Annotated in this window: 23 protein-coding genes; 12 read left to right on the forward strand and 11 right to left on the reverse strand. The window is 49.5% G+C overall.

Annotated features, from left to right (window positions below; genetic code table 11):
• Positions 1–157 precede the first annotated feature (157 nt).
• From murA to mlaF, 7 genes are all read right to left on the reverse strand, one after another.
• On the reverse strand, positions 158–1,426 hold the full coding sequence (gene murA, locus LVQ79_RS19795; RefSeq protein WP_034459732.1) for a UDP-N-acetylglucosamine 1-carboxyvinyltransferase: 1,269 nt from the start codon (positions 1,424–1,426) through the stop codon (positions 158–160).
• 53 nt (positions 1,427–1,479) lie between these two features.
• Positions 1,480–1,734 carry a BolA family iron metabolism protein IbaG gene (gene ibaG / locus LVQ79_RS19800; RefSeq protein WP_151992983.1) on the reverse strand — a complete coding sequence of 85 codons (255 nt, stop codon included), beginning with the start codon at positions 1,732–1,734 and terminating at the stop codon, positions 1,480–1,482.
• Positions 1,735–1,859: 125 nt separating this feature from the next.
• Positions 1,860–2,162 (reverse strand): lipid asymmetry maintenance protein MlaB, encoded by a 303-nt coding sequence (gene mlaB, locus LVQ79_RS19805; RefSeq protein WP_232866286.1) that lies wholly within the window; start codon positions 2,160–2,162, stop codon positions 1,860–1,862.
• On the reverse strand, positions 2,162–2,791 hold the full coding sequence (gene mlaC / locus LVQ79_RS19810) for a phospholipid-binding protein MlaC (protein WP_232866288.1): 630 nt from the start codon (positions 2,789–2,791) through the stop codon (positions 2,162–2,164). Before mlaC ends, mlaB begins: the two co-directional genes overlap by 1 nt.
• Positions 2,792–2,809: 18 nt before the next feature.
• Positions 2,810–3,361 carry an outer membrane lipid asymmetry maintenance protein MlaD gene (mlaD, locus tag LVQ79_RS19815; RefSeq protein ID WP_134184814.1) on the reverse strand — a complete coding sequence of 184 codons (552 nt, stop codon included), beginning with the start codon at positions 3,359–3,361 and terminating at the stop codon, positions 2,810–2,812.
• Positions 3,362–3,365: 4 nt separating this feature from the next.
• Positions 3,366–4,148, reverse strand: a complete 783-nt coding sequence (gene mlaE, locus LVQ79_RS19820; protein ID WP_232866342.1) for a lipid asymmetry maintenance ABC transporter permease subunit MlaE — start codon at positions 4,146–4,148, stop codon at positions 3,366–3,368.
• Positions 4,149–4,155: 7 nt separating this feature from the next.
• Positions 4,156–4,971 carry a phospholipid ABC transporter ATP-binding protein MlaF gene (mlaF, locus tag LVQ79_RS19825; RefSeq protein WP_064514090.1) on the reverse strand — a complete coding sequence of 272 codons (816 nt, stop codon included), beginning with the start codon at positions 4,969–4,971 and terminating at the stop codon, positions 4,156–4,158.
• Between the two features lie 229 nt (positions 4,972–5,200).
• On the opposite strand from mlaF, the gene LVQ79_RS19830 reads away from it, so the two are divergent.
• The 11 genes from LVQ79_RS19830 (at position 5,201) to npr (ending at position 13,191) form a co-directional block, all read left to right on the forward strand.
• Positions 5,201–6,178, forward strand: a complete 978-nt coding sequence (locus LVQ79_RS19830) for a calcium/sodium antiporter (protein ID WP_232866289.1) — start codon at positions 5,201–5,203, stop codon at positions 6,176–6,178.
• Positions 6,179–6,193: 15 nt separating this feature from the next.
• Positions 6,194–7,180: an arabinose-5-phosphate isomerase KdsD gene (kdsD, locus tag LVQ79_RS19835; RefSeq protein WP_151992978.1), complete on the forward strand. Its 987-nt coding sequence runs from the start codon at positions 6,194–6,196 to the stop codon at positions 7,178–7,180.
• 16 nt (positions 7,181–7,196) lie between these two features.
• The gene (gene kdsC / locus LVQ79_RS19840) at positions 7,197–7,763 is read left to right on the forward strand and encodes a 3-deoxy-manno-octulosonate-8-phosphatase KdsC (protein WP_232866291.1); all 567 of its coding nucleotides are present in this window, start codon (positions 7,197–7,199) and stop codon (positions 7,761–7,763) included.
• Positions 7,760–8,335 (forward strand): LPS export ABC transporter periplasmic protein LptC, encoded by a 576-nt coding sequence (lptC, locus tag LVQ79_RS19845; protein WP_064514098.1) that lies wholly within the window; start codon positions 7,760–7,762, stop codon positions 8,333–8,335. Before kdsC ends, lptC begins: the two co-directional genes overlap by 4 nt.
• Positions 8,304–8,864: a lipopolysaccharide ABC transporter substrate-binding protein LptA gene (gene lptA / locus LVQ79_RS19850; RefSeq protein WP_151992975.1), complete on the forward strand. Its 561-nt coding sequence runs from the start codon at positions 8,304–8,306 to the stop codon at positions 8,862–8,864. The genes lptC and lptA overlap by 32 nt, the downstream gene beginning before the upstream one ends.
• A 6-nt stretch (positions 8,865–8,870) precedes the next feature.
• The gene (gene lptB / locus LVQ79_RS19855; RefSeq protein WP_034459758.1) at positions 8,871–9,596 is read left to right on the forward strand and encodes an LPS export ABC transporter ATP-binding protein; all 726 of its coding nucleotides are present in this window, start codon (positions 8,871–8,873) and stop codon (positions 9,594–9,596) included.
• A gap of 104 nt (positions 9,597–9,700) precedes the next feature.
• Positions 9,701–11,134, forward strand: coding sequence for an RNA polymerase factor sigma-54 (gene rpoN / locus LVQ79_RS19860; RefSeq protein WP_232866293.1), 1,434 nt, complete (start codon positions 9,701–9,703; stop codon positions 11,132–11,134).
• A gap of 22 nt (positions 11,135–11,156) precedes the next feature.
• Entirely contained in the window at positions 11,157–11,444 is a 288-nt protein-coding gene (gene hpf / locus LVQ79_RS19865; protein WP_151992972.1) for a ribosome hibernation promoting factor, read from the forward strand.
• Positions 11,445–11,522: 78 nt separating this feature from the next.
• Complete coding sequence (gene ptsN / locus LVQ79_RS19870) at positions 11,523–12,014, forward strand: PTS IIA-like nitrogen regulatory protein PtsN (RefSeq protein WP_151992971.1); 492 nt, start codon at positions 11,523–11,525, stop codon at positions 12,012–12,014.
• Positions 12,015–12,067: 53 nt separating this feature from the next.
• Positions 12,068–12,922 (forward strand): RNase adapter RapZ, encoded by an 855-nt coding sequence (gene rapZ / locus LVQ79_RS19875; protein WP_034459766.1) that lies wholly within the window; start codon positions 12,068–12,070, stop codon positions 12,920–12,922.
• On the forward strand, positions 12,919–13,191 hold the full coding sequence (npr, locus tag LVQ79_RS19880) for a PTS phosphocarrier protein NPr (RefSeq protein WP_034459769.1): 273 nt from the start codon (positions 12,919–12,921) through the stop codon (positions 13,189–13,191). The genes rapZ and npr overlap by 4 nt, the downstream gene beginning before the upstream one ends.
• A gap of 1 nt (position 13,192) precedes the next feature.
• Here npr and mtgA read toward each other — a convergent pair whose 3' ends face one another.
• The 4 genes from mtgA to mnmL form a co-directional block, all read right to left on the reverse strand.
• Positions 13,193–13,921, reverse strand: a complete 729-nt coding sequence (mtgA, locus tag LVQ79_RS19885) for a monofunctional biosynthetic peptidoglycan transglycosylase (protein WP_232866295.1) — start codon at positions 13,919–13,921, stop codon at positions 13,193–13,195.
• Complete coding sequence (elbB, locus tag LVQ79_RS19890; protein ID WP_232866297.1) at positions 13,918–14,571, reverse strand: isoprenoid biosynthesis glyoxalase ElbB; 654 nt, start codon at positions 14,569–14,571, stop codon at positions 13,918–13,920. The genes mtgA and elbB overlap by 4 nt, the downstream gene beginning before the upstream one ends.
• Before the next feature lie 233 nt (positions 14,572–14,804).
• On the reverse strand, positions 14,805–17,153 hold the full coding sequence (gene arcB / locus LVQ79_RS19895; protein ID WP_232866299.1) for an aerobic respiration two-component sensor histidine kinase ArcB: 2,349 nt from the start codon (positions 17,151–17,153) through the stop codon (positions 14,805–14,807).
• 50 nt (positions 17,154–17,203) lie between these two features.
• Positions 17,204–18,136, reverse strand: coding sequence for a tRNA modification radical SAM protein MnmL/YtqA (gene mnmL, locus LVQ79_RS19900; RefSeq protein ID WP_232866301.1), 933 nt, complete (start codon positions 18,134–18,136; stop codon positions 17,204–17,206).
• A gap of 680 nt (positions 18,137–18,816) precedes the next feature.
• Here mnmL and gltB point away from each other — a divergent pair.
• On the forward strand, positions 18,817–23,274 hold the full coding sequence (gene gltB, locus LVQ79_RS19905) for a glutamate synthase large subunit (RefSeq protein WP_232866302.1): 4,458 nt from the start codon (positions 18,817–18,819) through the stop codon (positions 23,272–23,274).

Here is a 23,274-nt window from a genome sequence, read left to right on the forward strand (position 1 = left end):
CAGCAACGCAGCGATGCTAAAACTCCCCTCGAGGCGTGAGCGTGAATATGCAAGGGAAGTGAGAGAAAAAAGGTCGAAATATCCCTTAAAAAACAATGCCGGTCACCTTAAGTGACCGGCATTAGGCAAGCCCGGTTTTTCTTTTTAACAACGAATTTTATTCGCCGCTATTACCTTTCACACGTTCAATCTTCGCACCTAACGCCTGAAGTTTATCTTCAATGCGCTCGTAGCCACGATCGATGTGGTAAATACGATCAACCACGGTGGTACCTTCTGCGATACAACCCGCCAGAACGAGGCTTGCTGACGCGCGCAGGTCGGTTGCCATTACTTGTGCACCAGACAGCTTCTCAACGCCGTGGCAAATCACTGTATTGCTCTCAATCTCTGCATGTGCGCCCATACGGATAAGTTCCGGGACGTGCATGAAGCGATTTTCAAAAATAGTTTCAGTGATAACACCAGTACCTTCCGCCACGAGGTTCAACAAAGTGAACTGAGCCTGCATGTCAGTAGGGAAGCCTGGGTGCGGCGCAGTACGGATTGTCACGCCTTTCGGACGCTTACCGTGCATATCGAGGCTAACCCAATCTTCGCCAACTTCAACATCGGCACCCGCTTCGCGCAGTTTCGCCAACACAGCATCAAGCGTGTCTGGTTGAGCATTGCGGCAAACAATTTTCCCACCAGAAATCGCAGCTGCTACCAGGAAAGTACCGGTTTCGATACGATCCGGCACCACACGATAAACACCGCCACCCAGGCGTTCAACACCCTGGATAGTAATGCGATCGGTGCCTGCACCAGTGATTTTCGCACCCAGCGTGTTGAGGAAGTTCGCTGTATCAACGATCTCCGGCTCACGGGCTGCGTTTTCAATGATAGTTGTACCTTCAGCAAGAGTTGCAGCACTCATGATGGTGACAGTGGCACCTACGCTCACTTTATCCATCACAATATGCGCGCCCTTCAGACGGCCCTGAACAGAAGCTTTAACGTAGCCTTCTTCCAGTTTGATTTCCGCACCGAGCTGTTCAAGACCTGTAATGTGCAAATCAACCGGACGTGCGCCAATGGCACAGCCGCCAGGTAAAGAAACCTGACCCTGGCCAAAGCGTGCGACCAGCGGACCAAGCGCCCAGATAGAAGCACGCATGGTTTTAACCAGATCATAAGGCGCACAGAAGATATTTACTTCACTGGCATCAATCCACACTGAACCGTTACGTTCAACTTTGGTACCCAACTGGCTTAACAGCTTCATTGTGGTATCAATGTCTTTCAGTTTTGGAACGTTTTGAATCTCAACTGGCTCTTCGGCCAACAGTGCTGCGAAGAGGATCGGCAGCGCGGCGTTCTTCGCCCCGGAGATCGTCACTTCACCACTCAGTCGGGTTGGCCCCTGAACTCGAAATTTATCCATTGCAACTGCTCTCTATTAAATTCAAATCGTTACAACCCGCCGTGGCGAATTGCTCAAAGACCATTAAGTTTACGATCGCGATCCCACTCTTGCGGAGTATAGGTCTTGATGGAAACCGCATGGATACGGTTATCAGCAATCAGCTCCATCAATGGCGCATAAACTGTTTGTTGCTTCTTCACGCGACTTAACTCGGCGAATAACTCACCCACCGCAATCACCTGAAAATGGCTGCCATCGCCTGAGACGTGGACTTCCTGGAGGGGCAGTGCGTTCATCAGCACTGTCTGAATTTCATGATTTTCCATGGGATATAATTCGTCGGTTAAGGAAACAAGCCACACATCTTAGAGGAAAGTGGCGCAGGCTTAAATAAGCAAAAAGCCCCTGATCCAATTAGATCAGGGGCAATGATAGTAACGTTATGAAAACACTAGCCTGCAAATGCAGGAAGGATGTCTTCTGGCAGGTTATAAAGTTTAGTCAGCGTCTGTAAGTTCTCGCTGGCGCCCTGGAGTTCTATCTCGACATTTTGACACCTGGCGAAATCCACAAGATGAATCAAAAGCGCTAAACCTGAAGTATCAACACGCGATAAACCAGAGAGGTTCAACACTTTGATACCTGCCATGATTTGCTCACGCTGGCGCCATACTGACCCCACCGTATCGCTATCTAACTCACCCGCCAGGTGCAACGTTGCGGCTTCACGCTGCCAGTTAAGTTCGTCAGCCATTACTTTTTATTTTCCAGGGTAATTGGCAGTTTAGAGATTGATTGCAGCTGAGAAGTCAAACCATCAATCCCTTTGGTACGCAGGATATCGCTCCACTCGTTTTGCTTAGTGGTAATCATGCTGACACCTTCAGCAATCATGTCGTAAGCCTGCCAGTTACCAGTTTGTGTGTTTTTGCGCCACTGGAAATCAAGACGCACAGGTGGACGGCCGTTCGGATCAACGATCGTTACACGAATCGCCACAATGGTGGCATCACCCAGAGGCTGCTCAGGTGCGATTTGGTAGGATTGCCCGTTATACATCGCAAGCGCCTGGCCATAGGCCTGTTTCAGATACGCTTCGAACGCTTTGAAGTAGGCATCACGCTGTGCAGGGGTTGCATCTTTGTAGTAACGGCCCAGTACCAGTGCACCCGCGTATTTCACCTGCACATATGGCAGAAGTTCTTGCCCCACAACTTCACGCAAATAATCGGGATTTTGACGAATTTTAGGCTGCTCATTTTTCAATCGGTCAAATGTTTTTTGCGCCGCTTCGCCCATCAGTTTGTATGGGTTGCTTTGATCCGCAGCATTCGCCAGTGGTGCGATAACCAACATGGCAATCATAATAAGTCTTTTAAACATTAAACTTTTCCTCTTAGATTAGTGCGTCGTGCCAGGCTGTGGCGCTGCACTATTATTCTCTGAATCCTGCGATGAGGAATCCTCTGATTTCTGATTATCGCCATTACCGCTCTTATACAAGAATTGGCCAATCAGATCTTCCAGCACCAGGGCTGATTTAGTGTCCTGAATCGTGCCGCCCTCTTTAAGGATAGATGAACCGAGTTCAGGGTCATCAAAACCAAGGTTCAGTGCGAGGTATTGCTCACCGAGTAAACCTGAAGTGCGGATAGCCAACGAACTGGTGTCTGGAATATGGTTATAGCGTTCTTCGATATCCAGAGTGACTCGCGGTAAGTAAGTTTTTGGATCAAGCGTAATGTCATCAACGCGTCCAATCACCACGCCACCAAGGCGTAATGGAGAACCGGTTTTCAGGCTACCGATGTTATCAAACGTCGCGTAAACCCGATACGTTGGCTCACTGCGCAGCGAAGTGACATTAGCCACTTTGAGACACAAGAAGACGATGGCTGCCAATGCAATAATTAAAAATGCCCCAACCCCAGTTTCAAATTTCTTAGTTTGCATGAACTTAATTCCCAAACATCAGTGCAGTGAGCACAAAATCCAGCCCTAAAACGGCCAATGAAGCGTGCACAACGGTTCGTGTTGTTGCCCGGCTAATCCCTGCGGACGTAGGAATAGCATCGTAGCCATTGAATAACGCAATCCAGGTCACGGTTATCGCAAACACTACGCTCTTGATAACACAGTAAATCAGATCGGTACGCCAGTTGACGGCATCTTGCATGGCAGACCAGAAGAACCCAGAGTCGATTCCCTTCCAGTTCACACCAACCAGTGCCCCTCCCCATACCCCTACTGCGACAAAGATAAGCGTCAGTAATGGCAAGGAAATTACACCAGCCCAGAAACGAGGAGAAATGACACGGCGCAAAGGATCAACCGCCATCATCTCCATACTGGAAAGCTGTTCTGTTGCTTTCATCAGGCCAATTTCTGCGGTCAAAGCCGAACCTGCGCGTCCGGCAAACAACAGCGCTGCCACGACAGGCCCAAGCTCACGCAATAGAGACAAGGCAACCAGCATCCCCAGGCTTGATTCCGCACTATAAGTAGTCAGAACTAAGTAGCCCTGCAAGCCAAGAACCATGCCGATAAACAGACCAGAAACGATAATAATCAGCAGCGACAATACGCCGACGTTATACAGCTGGCGAATCAGCAATGGCGCATGTTTGCGGAATTCCGGTTTCCCCACCAGCGCATTAAAAAGCATTATCCCGGCCCGGCCGAATGACGCGCAGGTTTTCAGTCCCCGCTGCCCGAACGATGCCAGTGCATTAAAGAGCATGAGTAACTTAACTCCCTGTTTTTGATAATAAGTCATTCCGATAATCCGTTGCCGGATAGCGGAACGGTACTGGCCCATCGGCTATACCATCAAGGAACTGACGAACCCGAGGGTCACAATTTTCGCGCAAGGCGGTTGGAGTCCCTTCAGCGACGATATGCTGATCTGCTGCAATATAGGCGTAATCCGCGATGCTCAGCACTTCAGGTACATCATGCGAAACCACAATACAGGTCACACCCAGTGCGCTGTTTAATTCTGAAATGAGTTTAACCAGCACACCCATTGTAATAGGGTCCTGACCAACGAATGGCTCATCAAACATAATAAGGTCAGGTTCGAGAGCTATGGCACGCGCAAGTGCGGCTCGTCGAGCCATACCGCCAGAGAGTTCGTTTGGCATCAGTTTAGCGGCCCCACGTAATCCCACCGCCTCCAGCTTCATCATAACGGTGCTATGCAGCAACTCCTCCGGTAAGCGGCGATGTTCGCGAAGCGGATACGCCACATTTTCGAAGACGTTGAGATCGGTAAATAACGCGCCGGATTGAAACAGCATGCTCATACGTTTACGCACGTTATATAGTCGTGAGCGCGACATTGCCGGCACGTTTTCACCGTCGAACAGGATTTCGCCATTGTCAGGCTGAATTTGACCACCAATCAGCCGCAGCAATGTCGTTTTACCAATGCCCGATGGCCCCATGATGGCTGTAATTTTGCCACGGGGCACGTTCAGGGAAATATTGTCAAAGATGCGCCGACTGCCGCGAGTAAAACTAACATCGCGAATTTCGACCAGATTCGTCTGCGTCTGGCTCATCATCTTTCCTTTTATCAAGTTCACGGACGAAGCATTGGATAGCAACTCAGTTCCAACCCAACATTTTCACAGAATGTTATCAGCCCTGATTAGCGAAAACTGGCATTTGTTTTACTTTTCTGCCACATAAAGTCAGAATTAAGAATTCATCATGGCCTACAGATCTGTATGCTCTGCCGGTACTTTCACAGCAAGAGACCGGCGATTATACCTGAATAAAGGATTTTGCATGCTGTTAGCTACAGCTCTGTTAATTATCGGTTTGCTTTTGGTCGTCTATGGCGCGGATCGTCTGGTGTTCGCCGCCTCGATACTTTGCCGTAGTTTCGGCGTTCCGCCACTCCTTATCGGTTTAACCGTTGTTAGCATCGGGACATCCTTACCTGAACTGCTCGTCGCAAGCTCTGCTGCTCTAAATGGCCAATTGAATTTAGCGGTGGGGACAGCATTAGGTTCGAATATCACCAATATCTTACTGATTCTCGGCTTAGCGGCACTTTTGCATCCATTTACCGTGAATTCCGATATTCTACGGCGTGAATTACCCCTAATGTTAGTCGTCAGTGGCGTGATCGGCTGGCTTCTTTTTGATAACCAGCTTAGCCGCATTGATGGCGTAATACTGATTGCTGTCGCAGTAGCTTATCTGCTGTTTACGATTAAAATAGCTCGCCTTGCCGGAAATGAAGGTGCTGACAACCTGACCCGCGAACAGCTGGCAGAGCTTCCTCGTGAAGGGAGCCGTCCCGTCGCATTTTTATGGCTCGCCGTGGCTTTAATTATTATGCCGATGGCCACTCGCATGGTTATCGATAACGCCAGCGTACTGGCACATTACTTTGGCATAAGCGAGTTAGTGATTGGCCTGACGATTATTGCTGTGGGCACGAGCCTGCCTGAACTTGCAACGACCATAGCAGGTGCACGTAAAGGTGAAGATGATATTGCGATTGGCAATATCATCGGCTCGAACATATTCAATATTGTTTTGGTATTGGGTATTCCTGCCTTGATTGCACCGGGTGAAATTGACCCACATGCCTTTGCTCGTGACTATTGGGTCATGTTGGTAGTCAGTGCCATTTTTGCAGTACTTTGCTGGCGTAAATCACGCTCTATCGGCAAGGCAGCAGGTGCTCTGTTAACATGTAGTTTCTTCGTATGGATTGTGATGCTGTGGTTTATTGCATCACCTGTCGTAGGGTAAAGCGGAACGGAAATTATGTCACAGATAGAATTACAACCGGGTTTTGACTTTCAGCAAGCAGGTAAAGAAGTACTGAAGATCGAACGTGAAGGCCTGGATCAGCTTGGGCAATACATCAACACAGACTTCTCTGCGGCCTGTGAAAAAATGTTTTATTGCCAGGGCAAAGTCGTTGTCATGGGTATGGGCAAATCAGGTCACATCGGTAAAAAGATGGCGGCAACTTTTGCAAGTACCGGTACACCTTCGTTTTTCGTTCACCCAGGTGAAGCAAGCCATGGCGACCTCGGCATGGTTAGCACACAAGATATTGTTATCGCTATTTCTAACTCTGGCGAATCTAACGAAATTCTGGCGCTGATTCCGGTTCTTAAACGATTGCAGGTGCCACTGATTTGCATCACCAGTCGCCCGGAAAGCTCAATGGGCAAAGCGGCCGACGTCCATCTTTGTGTCAAGGTTCCCCAGGAAGCTTGTCCGTTAGGACTGGCTCCAACGTCCAGCACCACGGCAACGCTTGTGATGGGTGACGCGCTTGCTGTTGCTCTGCTGAAAGCTCGTGGCTTTACTGCAGAAGATTTTGCTCTTTCTCACCCAGGCGGTGCATTGGGACGTAAACTGTTATTACGTGTCAGCGATATTATGCACACTGGCGATGAGATCCCGCATGTCAGTAAAGATGCTTCATTGCGCGATGCATTACTGGAAATAACGCGCAAAAATATGGGTATGACCGTAATCTGTGACTCCCTGATGAAAATTGAAGGGATCTTTACTGATGGTGATTTACGTCGGGTCTTTGATATGGGCGTTGATCTCCACTCCCTGAATATCGCAGATGTCATGACTGTCGGCGGAATTCGTGTTCGCCCAACGTTATTGGCGGTTGATGCACTGAACTTGATGCAGTCCCGCCATATAACCTCAGTACTGGTTGCAGATGGCGAGCAACTACTGGGTGTGGTACATATGCATGACATGCTACGCGCAGGCGTGGTTTAACAAAGGATTAGCCTTAATGAGTAACCATGAAGCGTCTCTTGCCACTTGTTATGGGCCGGTAAGCACGCGCGTGATGGAGCAGGCAGCAAACGTGCGCCTGCTTATTTTAGACGTTGACGGTGTAATGTCTGACGGCCTGATTTATATGGGTAATAGCGGCGAAGAGCTGAAAGCATTCAACGTCCGTGATGGCTATGGAATTCGCTGTGCACTAACCTCTAATATCGAAGTGGCGATTATTACTGGCCGGAAAGCAAAACTTCTTGAGGACAGGTGCGAAACGCTTGGCATCACCCATCTTTATCAAGGGCAATCTGACAAGCTGCTGGCTTTTCAGGATCTATTAGATAAGCTCGCCATTCCAGCTGAGCAAGTGGCTTATGTCGGGGATGATTTAATCGACTGGCCTGTAATGGCTAAAGTAGGCTTGAGTGTCGCGGTTGCGGATGCTCATCCTTTACTTATTCCTCGTGCCGACTACGTTACACGTATTGCTGGCGGACGAGGAGCAGTACGCGAAGTCTGCGATCTCCTTTTACTGGCTCAAGGAAAGCTTGATGAGGCCAAAGGGCTATCTATATGAGTAAGACCAGACGTTGGGTTATCATCCTGCTTTCATTGCTGGCACTGGTATTGATTGGTGTAAATCTGGTCGATAAAGACACTGTTGCACCACAAACAGTGAATAGTAACGAGCCAACCTATAAAAGTGAACATTCTACGACCCTCGCCTACAGTCCTGAAGGGGCTTTAAATTACCGGCTGGTCGCAGAACACGTTGAATACTTTTCCGATACCGCTGTTTCGTGGTTCACCAATCCGGTGATGACACAGTACGACGAAAACAAAGTAGCAACCTGGTCATTACGGGCAGATCGCGCCAAACTGACTAACGATCGGATGCTGTATTTGTACGGAAATGTGGTGCTGACAGCCCTGACACCAGATTCACAGCTACGCAAAATTACCACGGACAATGCGCAGGTTAATTTAGTCACTCAGGATGTTGCCTCTGATGACCAGGTAACCTTGTACGGAACCAGCTTTAACTCTACCGGCCTCAAAATGCGTGGAAACTTACGCAGCAAAAATGCCGAGCTGATTGAAAAGGTTAGAACATCCTATGAAATCCAGAATAAACAAACTCAGCCGTAATTTAGTACTGACCAGTACGCTTTTAGCCGCCAGTTTTTCGGCATTTGCGCTGACCGGTGATACCGATCAGCCGATTCACATTGAATCTGACCAACAGTCGCTGGATATGCAAGGCAACGTCGTCACCTTCACCGGCAATGTGATCGTGACGCAAGGCAGTATCAAAATTAACGCCGATAAAGTCGTTGTAACCCGCCCAGGCGGTGAACAAGGCAAAGAAGTGATTGATGGTTATGGTAACCCCGCCACTTTCTATCAGATGCAGGATAGCGGTAAGCCTGTAAGCGGCCACTCAGCGACCATGCACTATGAGTTACAAAACGACTTTGTGGTTCTGACCGGTAATGCATATCTGGAACAGGTAGATAGCAATATCAAGGGTGACAAAATTACCTATCTGGTTAAAGAACAGAAGATGCAGGCCTTTAGCGAAAAAGGTAAACGTGTCACCACCGTTCTGGTTCCTTCTCAGTTGCAGAAGAAAGACGGCAAAGCTGCTCCAGCACCTGCCCCGAAAAAGAGTAACTAATTCGTTATGGCTACTTTAATTGCAAAACATCTCGCCAAAGCCTACAAAGGCCGCCGCGTTGTTGAAGATGTCAGCCTGACCGTTAAATCAGGTGAAATTGTCGGTTTACTTGGACCTAACGGTGCAGGCAAAACCACGACTTTTTACATGGTTGTTGGCATTGTTCCGCGTGATGCTGGCAACATCATTATTGATGACGAAGACATTAGTCTTCTGCCGCTTCATGCTCGCGCACGTCGTGGGATTGGGTATTTACCGCAAGAAGCGTCAATTTTCCGTCGTTTGAGCGTGTTCGATAACTTGATGGCAGTCCTGCAAATTCGTGATGACCTTAGCGCTGAACAGCGTGAAGACCGCGCGAATGAGTTGATGGAAGAGTTTCACATTGAGCATTTGCGCAATAACCTCGGGCAGTCTCTGTCTGGTGGTGAGCGCCGTCGTGTTGAAATTGCCCGCGCTTTGGCTGCAAACCCGAAATTTATTCTTTTGGACGAACCTTTTGCAGGTGTTGACCCAATCTCCGTCATCGACATCAAGCGGATTATCGAGCACTTGCGCGATAGCGGGCTTGGTGTGCTGATTACTGACCATAACGTACGCGAAACGTTGGCCGTGTGTGAACGAGCCTATATCGTAAGCCAGGGCCAGTTAATTGCCCATGGCACGCCTGCGGAAATCCTGGAAGATGAGCATGTTAAGCGCGTCTATCTGGGCGAAGAGTTCAGACTCTGATAGGGTAGGAAGTATAATTATTAATACTCTGGGTAATTCGAGTTGCCCACGTTCCTGCAACTTGAAGTATGCCGGGTATATACCTGAGGAAGCTCGCTCTGAATATGAAGCAAGGTTTGCAATTACGGCTTAGCCAACAACTTGCTATGACTCCACAGTTACAGCAGGCAATTCGCCTGTTGCAGCTGTCAACGTTAGAGCTGCAGCAAGAACTCCAACAAGCCCTGGAAAGTAACCCACTGCTTGAGCAAACCGATCTGCATGAAGAAATTGAAACTCAGGAAGTTCGTGAAAATGAAGCTTTAGACACTCGTGAGGCGCTTGAACAAAAAGAGATGCCTGACGAATTGCCGTTAGATACCAGCTGGGACGAAATCTATACCGCCGGTTCCCCATCGGGCGCCGGTTCAGATTATAGTGACGATGAGTTGCCGATTTATCAGGGGGAAACGACTCAGTCACTCCAGGATTACCTGATGTGGCAGGTCGATTTAACCCCGTTCTCTGATACCGACACTGCCATTGCGACATCTATTGTTGATGCCGTTGACGAAATGGGCTATCTCACGGTTTCGCTGGAAGAAATTCTGGAAAGCATGGGCGATGAAGAAATCACCATCGACGAAGTGGAGGCGGTACTTAAACGCGTCCAGCGTTTTGATCCTGTTGGAGTTGCCGCACGCGATCTACGCGATTGCTTACTCATCCAGCTTTCTCAATTTGCCCGTGAAACACCGTGGCTGACCGAGGCACGACTGATTGTCAGCGATCATCTGGATCTGCTCGCCAATCATGATTTCCGTAGCCTGATGCGCGTCACTCGCCTGAAAGAAGAAGTTCTGAAAGAGGCAATGTGCCTGATTCAGTCTCTTGATCCACGCCCAGGCCAATCGATTCAAACCAGTGAACCCGAATATGTCATTCCCGATATTCTGGTCAAAAAGATTCAGGGGCGCTGGACGGTAGAATTAAACGCCGACAGCATTCCACGCCTTAAAATCAATCAGCAGTACGCTGCGATGGGTACCAATGCCCGCAATGACAGCGACTCGCAATTTATTCGCAGTAACCTGCAAGAAGCGAAGTGGTTGATTAAAAGTCTTGAAAGTCGCAACGATACGCTGCTGCGCGTCAGTCGCTGTATCGTTGAGCAGCAACAAGGTTTTTTTGAGCACGGCGAAGAGCACATGAAACCGATGGTTCTTGCTGATATCGCCCAGGTAGTCGAGATGCATGAATCGACTATTTCCCGTGTGACCACGCAAAAATATTTGCACAGTCCACGCGGCATTTTTGAATTGAAGTATTTCTTCTCCAGCCATGTGAATACCGAAGGCGGAGGCGAAGCCTCCTCTACGGCGATTCGGGCACTGGTGAAGAAATTAATTGCTGCGGAAAACCCAGCGAAACCTCTGAGTGATAGCAAGTTAACGACTATGCTATCCGATCAGGGGATCATGGTGGCACGCCGCACTGTTGCGAAGTACCGAGAGTCTTTATCCATACCACCGTCAAATCAGCGTAAACAGCTGGTATGACTTAACCGATAAGGAAGACACTATGCAGCTCAACATTACAGGACATAACGTCGAAATCACTGACGCACTGCGCGATTTTGTGAGTACGAAGTTTGCCAAACTGGAGCAGTACTTCGATAGAATTAACCAAGTCTACATTGTGTTAAAAGTGGAAAAAGTCACGCATATTGCCGATGCAACGCTTCATGTGAATGGTGGTGAAATCCATGCAAGCTCTGATGGCCAGGATATGTATGCGGCAATTGATGGCTTAATTGATAAACTGGCGCGCCAGTTAACCAAACATAAAGATAAACTAAAACAACACTGATAATCCGGGCAACTGTTCCAGCATAGACGGCTCGTTACTTAACGGGCCGTTAGCATAACAGGGTGCTTAGGTGAACTTATGATGAACAACGATTCTGCTCTACAACTTAGTAATGTCCTGAACAAGGAATGTACTCGTACCAACGTACATTGCCAGAGTAAAAAACGTGCACTGGAAATCATCAGTGAGCTGGCAGCAAAGCAACTCGGCCTGCCACCACAAGTGGTTTTTGAAGCCGTGCTGACGCGCGAACGTATGGGGAGCACCGGTATCGGTAACGGTATCGCTATACCTCATGGGAAGCTGGAAGAAGATACCACCCGCGCCGTTGGGGTGTTTATTAAACTGGAGACCCCGATCGCATTTGATGCGATTGATAACCAGCCTGTAGACCTCATGTTTGCGCTGCTTGTACCTGCGGATCAAACAAAAACGCATTTGCACACTTTATCTCTGGTGGCAAAGCGTCTGGCAGACAAAACAATTTGTCGACGCCTGCGTTCTGCGCAAAGCGATGAAGAGCTTTATCAGATCATTACCGAAACAGAAAATGGTAGTGAAAGTGAATAATCTGGCTGTGGTTGTGTTGAAATCACAGCAAGAGAAGTTGGGGGAGTGAAAAAATGGTGCTGATGATCGTCAGCGGCCGCTCTGGTTCAGGGAAGTCTGTAGCCTTGCGTGCACTAGAAGATATGGGATTCTACTGTGTAGATAATCTACCAGTGGTGCTGTTACCTGATCTTGCCAAAACTCTCGCGGAGCGAAAAATTTCTGCGGCAGTGAGCATCGACGTGCGTAACATGCCGGAAAACCCGGAAATTTTTGAACAGGCGATGAGTAATCTGCCTGACTCATTCTCGCCACAATTGTTATTCCTCGACGCCGATCGCAATACGCTGATCCGTCGTTACAGCGACACGCGTCGATTGCATCCACTTTCCAGCAAAAATCTTTCATTAGAAAGTGCTATTGATGAAGAAAGTGACCTGCTGGAACCACTGAAATCCAGAGCTGATCTGATTATTGATACCTCTGAAATGTCAGTGCACGAACTTGCGGAAATGTTGCGTACACGTCTGCTCGGCAAGCGTGAGCGCGAATTGACTATGGTATTCGAGTCCTTCGGCTTTAAACACGGTATTCCAATCGATGCTGACTACGTGTTCGACGTGCGCTTCCTGCCAAACCCGCACTGGGATCCTAAGCTCCGTCCGATGACCGGTCTCGACAGACCCGTCGCTGCGTTCCTTGACCGTCACACTGAAGTGCACAATTTTATCTACCAGACACGCAGCTATCTTGAGCAGTGGTTACCAATGCTGGAGACCAACAACCGCAGCTATTTGACTGTAGCAATTGGTTGTACAGGCGGTAAACACCGTTCAGTTTATATTGCTGAGCAACTGGCAGACTATTTCCGTTCGCGCGGCAAAAATGTGCAATCCCGTCACCGTACGCTGGAAAAACGCAAAACATGACCGTAAAACAGACCGTTGAGATCACCAACAAACTGGGCATGCACGCGCGCCCAGCAATGAAGCTGTTCGAACTGGTGCAAAGCTTTGATGCCGAGGTGATGCTGCGTAACGAGGCAGGCACGGAGGCGGAAGCCAACAGCGTGATTGCATTGCTGATGCTGGATTCCGCTAAAGGTGGACACATAGAAATTGAAGTTACCGGGCCTGAAGAAGAGCAAGCCTTGAATGCGGTTATCGCCCTGTTTAATTCAGGTTTTGACGAAGACTAATTTACTTCAGCTCATTGTGCGCCATGAATGACTCGCCACCCAACTGGCGCATCTGGCGCAATATCCATTGCTGCCGCTGGCGTACATAGCCAGAAGGTGCATTCGCTTTAAAGCGAATCGGATTGGGCAATACAGCAGCCAGTAATGCCGCTTCTGATGCCGTCAGACGGCTTGCTGGTTTGTGGAAATAGCGCTGTGAAGCGGCTTCGACACCAAAAATCCCCTCGCCAAATTCCGCGATATTTAGATAAACCGTGAGAATGCGGCGTTTAGTCCAGACGGCTTCCATTCCCAGCGTTAACCCAGCCTCAAGACCTTTACGGACATAGCTACGTCCATCCCATAAAAACAAGTTCTTGGCAGTTTGCTGAGAAAGTGTCGATGCGCCGCGAACGCGATTTTCATTACGTTCATTATGGGCAATGGCCTTTTCGATAGCATTAACGTCAAACCCCCAGTGGTCGGGAAATTTCTGGTCTTCTGCCGCAATAACTGCAAGCCCCATCAATGGTGAGATCTCATCCATGCTCACCCAATCCGAGTGAGCGACGTAACCAAAATCACCGCTAAACCAGGCGCTGAGCTGCCGCTCTACCATTACGGCTGAAAACGGCACAGGCAAAAAGCTAAACAGAATAATCCCCGCCAGCCAGACTCCAGCGAAAGCCAGTACACCGCGCAACAACCAGCGCTTCAGGGTACTCAAGAGCGCAATTCGCCCTTTCTTCATGCAGTCATATCCACAACGCGAGCGACCAATTTCTCGATGCCCAATGCGGCTTCATCAATACGTGTTGCCAACATATAAGCTGGCGTAGTCACTACTTTTTGCTCTTCATCAACCACGATATCATCCACCGGGCAAGGGACATGTTCTGCCCCCATCTCTTCAACGATTTCTGCGGTGTCGATATCCGTGCCAATGGTCAAACGCACTGGTACATCAAGAATCTTTGGCAACATCACAGGAGCAATACAGATAAAACCAAGAGGCTTACCCTGCGCGTGACAATCCCTGGCAAGGCGGCGTAAATCGCCATCAATCTGGCACTCACTACCTTTACAGGCAAAATCGCACAGATTTTTTGCCGCACCAAAGCCACCCGGAACAATCAACGCATCCAGTTCGTTGGCATCGGCCTGCTCCAGAGGGGTAATAGCCCCACGGGTAATTCGAGCAGCTTCAACCAGTACATTACGATGCTCATTAGACTTATTATTAGTCAGGTGATTAATAACATCTGCTTGAGGTTTATCAGGTGCAAAACAAACAGCTTCAGCGCCAGAGCGAGCGATTGCCAATAGAGTTATAACAGCTTCTTGAATCTCGCTACCGTCGTAAACCCCACTGCCACTAAGCACCACACCAATCTTCTTCATTCGCCATTCCTATTGATCATGCGATAATTATCATCAGTTATTATGATTTGATCGCTATGCTTCACACATTTTACTGATTCACGTAACAAATCATTTAAGATTTGCTATCTTAATGCCTGAGCAGCATACGAGATTATCGGCTGCGCCGACTGGATAAAAACTTATAACTTACGGCGCAACCGGGCTTTTCCCTGGTGTTGGCGCAGAATTCGCGCACCCCGGTTTATCCGGGGTCATTTTTTGGGGGCGTTCGCAACCCAGGCTTTCAGAACATCAACATCGTGTTGCCATTCCTGCTTCAATTCTTCAATCCACTCACCCACATTTTCTGACCAGGCTGGTAAGTCCGGCGACTGAATTTGCTGAGCAACTTGCTGCAAATGACGTAGCCCAATAGAGCCCGCAGCACCTTTAATTTTATGGCCTTCTTCCACCACACCTTTCTGGTCGCGAGCGGTCATATTGGAATCCAGCACACTCAGGTAACCCGGCATCATTTTTTCGAACATCGCCAGTCCATCAGTAATCAGTTTTGGTCCTACTAAGTCCATGTACTGCTCAAGCATCGGAATATCGAGCAAGGCTTGTTGCTTTTCACTATTAACTTGAGACATTGGAGACTCCTTTTCAGACTCTGACTTTTGGTTGTCCCAGAATTTTTGGATCATCGCCATCAACGCCGGAACTGCGAGTGGTTTGCTCAGCACGTCATCCATGCCAGCATCCAGATACTCTTTTTTATCTTTCAATACGTTAGCCGTCAAGGCCACCAGCGGCGGTAAATCTTCGCGGGGGTAACGAGTTGTCAGCTGACGGGAAATATCCAGCCCCGTCATATCAGGCAACTGAATATCCAACAGCACCAGGTCATATTCTCCTGGGGTGAATTTTTCTAACGCCTCTTTGCCCGTCATTGCGACATCTACGCTATTACCGAGCTTCTCAAGCACCGAGCGTGCAACAATCACGTTGAGCTCAATGTCTTCCACCAGCAACACGTGCAACGCTGGCAGCGGCATTTCGTCGTCTTCGAGGGTATCTTCAACTTCATCCGCCACACGCGGTGCCTGAATAGTCAGGGTAAACAGAGAGCCTTCACCCGGCTTACTGCTAACGGTAATATCGCCACCCATGCTCTTAGCCAGACGGCGCGATACCGCAAGACCAATCCCCGTACCGGTTGCTGGTTTACCACCATGGCTATCTTTCACCTGATAATACATGGCGAAGATCTTGTCCTGCTCATCCTGAGGAATACCAATGCCGGAATCCTGCACTTCAAAGCGCAGCGTATTTTCTTCTTCATAACGCACACGAACCGCTACCAGTCCGCCTTTCGGCGTAAACTTCACCGCATTGCTAATCAGGTTCCAGAGAATCTGGCGCAAACGCGTACCGTCCGTCACCACTTTATGCGGCAACGGCAAGGTTGGGTTCATTTCGAGCGTCAGCCCCTTTTGCTGCGCCTGCAAGCCGGAGAGGTTTTCAAGATCAGCAAGGAAGCTGGTGAAATCAATCGGTTGGTTATCAAGCTGAACCTTACGGCGCTCAAGCTTATCCATATCAATGATATCGTTGAAAATATTACCAAGCGTAATCGCGGATACGTGGATGGTTTTAAGGTAGTTCGTTTGTTCAGGATTGAGCTCGGTATCAAGCAAGATACGGCTTAAACCGACTATACCGTTCAACGGTGTACGTAGTTCGTGGCTGATCGTAGAAATGAAGGTAGTTTTGTCACGGCTGGCGCGCTCAAGCGCATCCTGATAACGCTTACGCTCAGTAATATCGCGACCAAAGCCCATCAAGCCATGGCGTTTGCCGACACGGTCGTAGTAGGGAACTTTACGGATTTCAAAACAGGCTTTACGCCCATCAGGGTAATCCAGCCATTGTTCGTAGGTGAGGGAAACATTATGACGGAATACTTTCTCGTCGGTTTCGATAACCTTCTGCGCCGCTTCTGGCGAATAAACATCTTCCGGTTTCAGGCTAATCAGCTGTTTTTCGCTTTTGCCCGTCAACAGTTCCATCGCACGGTTACAACCGGAAAACTCTTTGTCTTCATTACGATAAAAAACAAGGTCAGGAGATGCGTCGAGAAATGAGCGTAAAAACGACGATTGCTGCTCAAGCTGTAGTTGCGTCTCTTCACGTTCCTGCATCTCAACTTTAAGTTGCTCCAGCATCGTCTGGCGTTCATCTTCCGCTTTAACGCGGTCGGCGATTTCCTGGTTCAGTTGGGCAATATTGTCTTTGAGCTGCACATTGAGTTTTAGATCTCGTTCGCGCATCTCCTCGAGTTTTTGCACAAGCTTAGAAAGCCGCTGGCGCGACTCTTCAAGTTGCTCAACCACCACAGAAAGGAAATAGACGGCCCAGGGAGTAATTAGCAGGCCAAAGAAGATAGAACGGACGACATCAATACTTTCAACCTGGCCGCGTAATAACATCGTCACGGCCATTTGTACCACGATAGCCAACACCACCAGGGCTGAGGCCAGTAACAAAGAGAAGCGCACTAATCCGAGCTTCACCATCAAATCAACGTAATATTGCGCCAGTAACCGGATTTGCTTCATGGAACGTTTCCCTCGTCATCAATCAGCTAAATATACCGCACGCTTAGGGATTACAACAGAATTGCCGGGCTCCATGGTGTACCTATCGCCGAACCTTGTGTGCCATGCTCAGTCAGATACTTATCGATAGCGCCCATCCCGGCCCAACGATTCTCACACCACAGTGGTGCCAACAGGGTTGGTTGCCGAGCGTTAGCCGAAATTCGGTGGAACACGACATCAAGCGGGGTATGGCGAATCATTTCACCGGCCGTTGTCGCATACTCTTCTAATTCAATCGCCTGCAAGCGTCCTGCCTGCCAGCTTTTGGCCATCGTGCTGCCGTTGACGATATGCAATGGGTGGAGTTTGATACCGTCCACGCCTGTCTCAACGACTTTTTCCAGCGTCTCCATGGAGTGTGATTTCGTTTCACCCGGCAAGCCGACAATAAGATGACTGCAAACTTTCAACCCACGTGCTCGTGCTCGGCGTGTGGTTTCCTGGTAACAGGCAAAATCATGCCCACGATTAATACGATGCAATGTTTTGTCATGAGCCGTCTGTAAACCTAACTCCAGCCAAACTTCGTAGCCTTTATCGTGATACTCACTTAACAGATCCAGCACACTATCCGGTACGCAGTCAGGACGAGTCCCCACGCATAAACCAACGATACTGGCCTTGCTGACCGCTTGTTGGTACATCGAACGTAGAACCTGAACTTCAGCCCATGTGCTGGTGTACGCCTGGAAATAGGCCAGATAATGTTGAGCACGATTCACTAACTGTGATTGGCGCTCCAGTTGGTCGGCGATAGAGTGGTTTTGTTGGGTTTCATCGGCAAAAGAGGCAACATTGCAAAAAGTACACCCCCCACGCCCAATGGTGCCGTCGCGGTTTGGGCAACTGAAACCGCCATGCAGCACGAGTTTATGGACCTTATGGCCATAACGACGCTGAAGATCGCCACCAAACATATTGACTAATTTTTGTAACTGCATAATCTGATGGGCCGCCCTGTAAAAGGGACGTAGCCTGCCATTATCTGCCCAATTTAGCGATGACCTGGATCAATCGCTTTGGCGCAGCTTTATCCATTGCATAACAATGCAAAATTAGTGCAAGTTTACGCACGCAAAAGATGATTACTTTTCCTTATGTTGACTCCCTATTTTTAAAGAATATGTGACCTTGTGAAAAACAGTGTCATACAACACGCCAACCCGCATTGATAGCACAAGATCCTGCCAACTTAGATATTGCCAGCACGGTCTGGAATTTTGCAGCCCGCCAGATAGTGAGAGAGATCACAATACCCAAGCGATTCCCCTGCCGCTTAAATACGATAAAAATGATAATAAAATGTTTACATTCATGATGTTAAATACCATTTAGCACATAATCGTATAAATAAGAATGCCATTTGACCTGTGTGCGCTTTCCCGATAACTTGGAAATCCGCTGGAAGCTTTCTGGATGGGTACTGTGCCCATCATATTTATGCAGTAATTTAGATTCCCTCTAAAGCAAGTCCTCAACACTTGTGAAACCGGATGCGTTAGACATCAAGAGGGCGACACACGCGGTAAGCGTAGATTCGCAAACCCCGTCGCCATGCCCTTGCTGCGTCTGGACGCAAACGGTATCGGGAATCACGTAGAGCCTGGGGAGGTTCACTGATATGTTGTACGATAAATCCCTTGAGAAGGATAACTGTGGTTTCGGCCTGATCGCCCACATAGAAGGCGAACCTAGCCACAAGGTAGTGCGTACTGCTATTCACGCACTGGCCCGAATGCAGCACCGTGGAGCAATCCTCGCCGATGGTAAAACCGGTGATGGTTGTGGCCTGCTGTTGCAAAAACCTGACCGTTTCTTCCGAATCGTTGCGGAAGAACGTGGTTGGCGTTTGGCAAAAAATTATGCGGTAGGCATGATTTTCTTAAACAAAGACGACGCGCTGGCAAGTGCAAGCCGCCGCATCGTTGAAGAAGAGTTGCAAAACGAGACCTTGTCGATTGTCGGCTGGCGCGAAGTGCCAACCAATGAAGACGTACTCGGTGAAATCGCCCTCTCCTCAAAACCTCGCATCGAACAAATTTTTGTTAATGCTCCGGCTGGCTGGCGCCCACGTGATATGGAACGTCGCCTGTTTATCGCCCGTCGCCGCATTGAGAAACGCATCCAGGATAAAGAATTCTACGTTTGTAGTCTCTCCAACCTGGTTAACATCTATAAAGGTCTGTGTATGCCGGCAGACTTGCCGCGCTTTTACCTGGACCTGGCGGACTTACGTCTGGAATCAGCTATTTGCCTGTTCCACCAACGTTTCTCCACCAACACAGTGCCACGCTGGCCGCTGGCTCAGCCGTTCCGCTACCTGGCGCACAACGGTGAAATCAACACCATCACCGGTAACCGCCAGTGGGCACGCGCCCGTACCTACAAGTTCCAGACTCCATTGATTCCGGACTTGCATGACGCAGCACCATTCGTGAATGAAACCGGTTCCGACTCAAGCTCCATGGATAACATGCTCGAGCTGCTATTAGCTGGCGGTATGGACATCGTTCGCGCCATGCGTTTACTGGTTCCACCAGCCTGGCAGAACAACCCGAACATGGACCCAGAGTTGCGCGCCTTCTTCGACTTTAACTCCATGCATATGGAGCCATGGGATGGCCCGGCCGGTATCGTTATGTCCGATGGTCGCTATGCGGCTTGTAACCTGGACCGTAACGGTCTGCGTCCAGCACGCTACGTCATCACTAAAGATAAGCTGATCACTTGTGCTTCTGAAGTTGGGATCTGGGATTACCAGCCTGACGAAGTCCTCGAGAAAGGCCGTGTCGGTCCTGGCGAGTTGATGGTTATCGATACGCGTATTGGCCGAATTCTGCATTCAGCTGAAACCGATGCCGATTTGAAGAGTCGCCACCCGTATAAAGAGTGGATGGAAAACAACGTCCGTCGCCTGGTGCCGTTTGAAGATTTACCAGACGAAGAAGTTGGCTCCCGTGAAATGGATGACGATACCCTCGCAAGCTTCCAGAAACAGTTTAACTACAGCGTAGAAGAGCTGGATTCGGTGATTCGTGTGCTGGGTGAGAATGGCCAGGAAGCTGTGGGTTCAATGGGTGATGATACCCCGTTTGCCGTACTTTCTAGCCAGCCACGCATCATTTATGACTACTTCCGTCAGCAGTTTGCGCAGGTAACTAACCCGCCAATCGACCCGCTGCGTGAAGCGCACGTTATGTCACTGGCAACCAGCATTGGCCGTGAAATGAACGTCTTCTGTGAAGCAGAAGGCCAGGCACACCGCCTGAGCTTCAAATCGCCAATTCTGTTGTGGTCTGATTTCCAACAGCTGACAACGCTTGAAGAAGAGCATTACCGCGCTGACACGCTGGACATCACTTACGACGCTTCCACCCAGTCGCTACACGAAACCGTCAATGCACTGTGCGACGAAGCTGAACGCATGGTTCGCAACGGCACCGTTTTGCTGGTGCTGTCTGACCGTAACATCGCGAAAGATCGCCTGCCAGTTCCGGCTCCGATGGCGGTTGGCGCGATACAGACTCGCCTGGTCGAGAAAAATCTGCGTTGCGATGCGAACATTATCGTCGAAACGGCAAGTGCGCGTGACCCGCACCACTTCGCTGTTCTGCTCGGTTTTGGCGCAACGGCGATCTATCCATACCTCGCCTACGAAACACTGGCGAAGTTAGTCGACAGCACGGCTATCGAAAAACCGTACCGTGAAGTGATGCAGAACTACCGCAACGGCATCAACAAAGGGCTGTACAAGATCATGTCCAAAATGGGCATCTCGACTATCGCCTCTTATCGTTGCTCGAAACTGTTTGAAGCGGTCGGCCTGCATAAAGAAGTTTCTGAGCTGTGCTTCCAGGGCGTTGTCAGCCGTATCGGTGGCGCAGGCTTTAATGACTTCCAGCAAGATTTGCTGAACCTGTCCAAGCGCGCGTGGTTAGCTCGTAAACCTTTGGATCAGGGTGGTCAACTCAAATACGTCCACGGTGGCGAATATCACGCTTACAACCCTGACGTGGTTCAGACGCTGCAAAAAGCCGTAAACAGCGGCGAGTACAAAGATTATCAAGAATACGCGAAGCTGGTGAACGAGCGTCCGGTGGCAACGCTGCGCGATATGCTCGCACTCGACCCGCAAGGCGAAACCGTTCGTATTGAAGACGTTGAGCCAGCAACTGAACTGTACAAACGCTTTGATACCGCGGCGATGTCTATCGGTGCGTTAAGCCCGGAAGCACACGAATCGCTGGCAGAAGCGATGAACAGCATCGGCGGCAACTCCAACTCCGGTGAAGGTGGTGAAGACCCTGCGCGTTACGGCACCAATAAAGTGTCGCGTATCAAACAGGTGGCTTCTGGTCGCTTCGGTGTGACCCCGGCTTACCTGGTGAACGCCGATGTTATCCAGATTAAAGTCGCGCAGGGTGCAAAACCGGGTGAAGGCGGTCAGTTACCGGGTGATAAAGTTACACCGTATATCGCCAAGCTGCGTTATTCCGTGCCTGGCGTTACGCTGATTTCACCTCCGCCGCACCACGATATTTACTCTATCGAAGACCTGGCGCAGCTGATTTTCGACCTGAAACAGGTCAACCCTAAAGCGATGATCTCCGTCAAACTGGTTTCCGAACCAGGCGTTGGCACCATCGCAACGGGTGTGGCAAAAGCTTATGCCGACCTGATTACTATCGCCGGTTACGACGGTGGTACAGGTGCAAGCCCACTGTCATCAGTGAAATATGCTGGCTGCCCATGGGAACTGGGTCTGGTGGAAACACAACAGGCACTGGTTGCGAACGGCCTGCGTCATAAGATTCGCCTGCAAGTTGATGGCGGCCTGAAAACTGGCTTAGACATTATCAAAGCCGCGATTCTTGGCGCAGAAAGCTTTGGTTTCGGTACTGGTCCAATGGTTGCATTGGGTTGTAAATACCTGCGTATTTGCCACCTGAACAACTGCGCAACCGGTGTTGCAACTCAGGATGAAAAACTGCGTAAAAACCACTATCACGGCCTGCCATTCAAAGTGACAAACTACTTTGAATTCATTGCCCGTGAAACGCGTGAGTTGATGGCGCAGTTAGGCGTGAAGCGCCTGGTTGACTTGATTGGTCGTACTGACTTGCTCAAAGAGCTGGACGGTTTCACTGCCAAACAACAAAACCTGGATCTGTCGAATCTGCTGAAAACAGCTGAGCCTATGCCGGGCAAAGCAGTCTACTGGACCGAAACGAACCCACCATTTGATAAAGGTGACCTGAACGCTCAACTGCTCGCTCAGGCGAAGCAGTATGTGGATGACAAGCAGAGCAAAACGTTCTGGTTTGATATCCGCAACACTGACCGTTCAGTCGGTGCCACATTGTCTGGTTATATTGCACAGCACAATGGCGACCAGGGGCTTGCAGCGGATCCGATTAAAGCGCATTTCAGCGGTACTGCCGGGCAAAGCTTTGGTGTATGGAACGCCGGTGGCGTTGAGTTACACCTGACTGGCGATGCCAACGACTATGTCGGTAAAGGTATGGCTGGCGGTTTGATCTCACTGCGTCCTCCGGTCGGTTCATTCTTCCGCAGCCACGAAGCAACCATCATAGGCAACACCTGCTTGTACGGTGCAACAGGCGGCAAACTTTATGCTGCAGGCCGTGCGGGTGAGCGTTTCGCTGTGCGTAACTCCGGTGCGATTACCGTTGTAGAAGGCATTGGCGATAACGGTTGTGAATACATGACTGGCGGTATTGTCTGTGTCATCGGCAAGACGGGCGTGAACTTTGGTGCAGGTATGACCGGTGGTTTCGCTTACGTGCTTGATGAAGATGGTGATTTCCGTAAACGCGTTAACCCTGAGTTGGTTGAACTGCTCAACGTTGATGAGCTGGCTATTCACGAAGAACACCTGCGCGGGATGATTACCGAGCATGTGCAACTGACGGGTTCCCAGCGCGGCGAAGAAATACTGGCTAACTGGCCGGAATTTGCCTCAAAATTCACGTTGGTTAAACCGAAGTCCAGTGATGTTAAAGCATTGTTGGGTCACCGCAGTCGTTCCGCAGCTGAGCTGCGGGTGCAGGCGCAGTAA

Source organism: Buttiauxella cochleicola (assembly GCF_021282405.1).
Classification (GTDB): Bacteria; Pseudomonadota; Gammaproteobacteria; order Enterobacterales; family Enterobacteriaceae; genus Buttiauxella; species Buttiauxella massiliensis.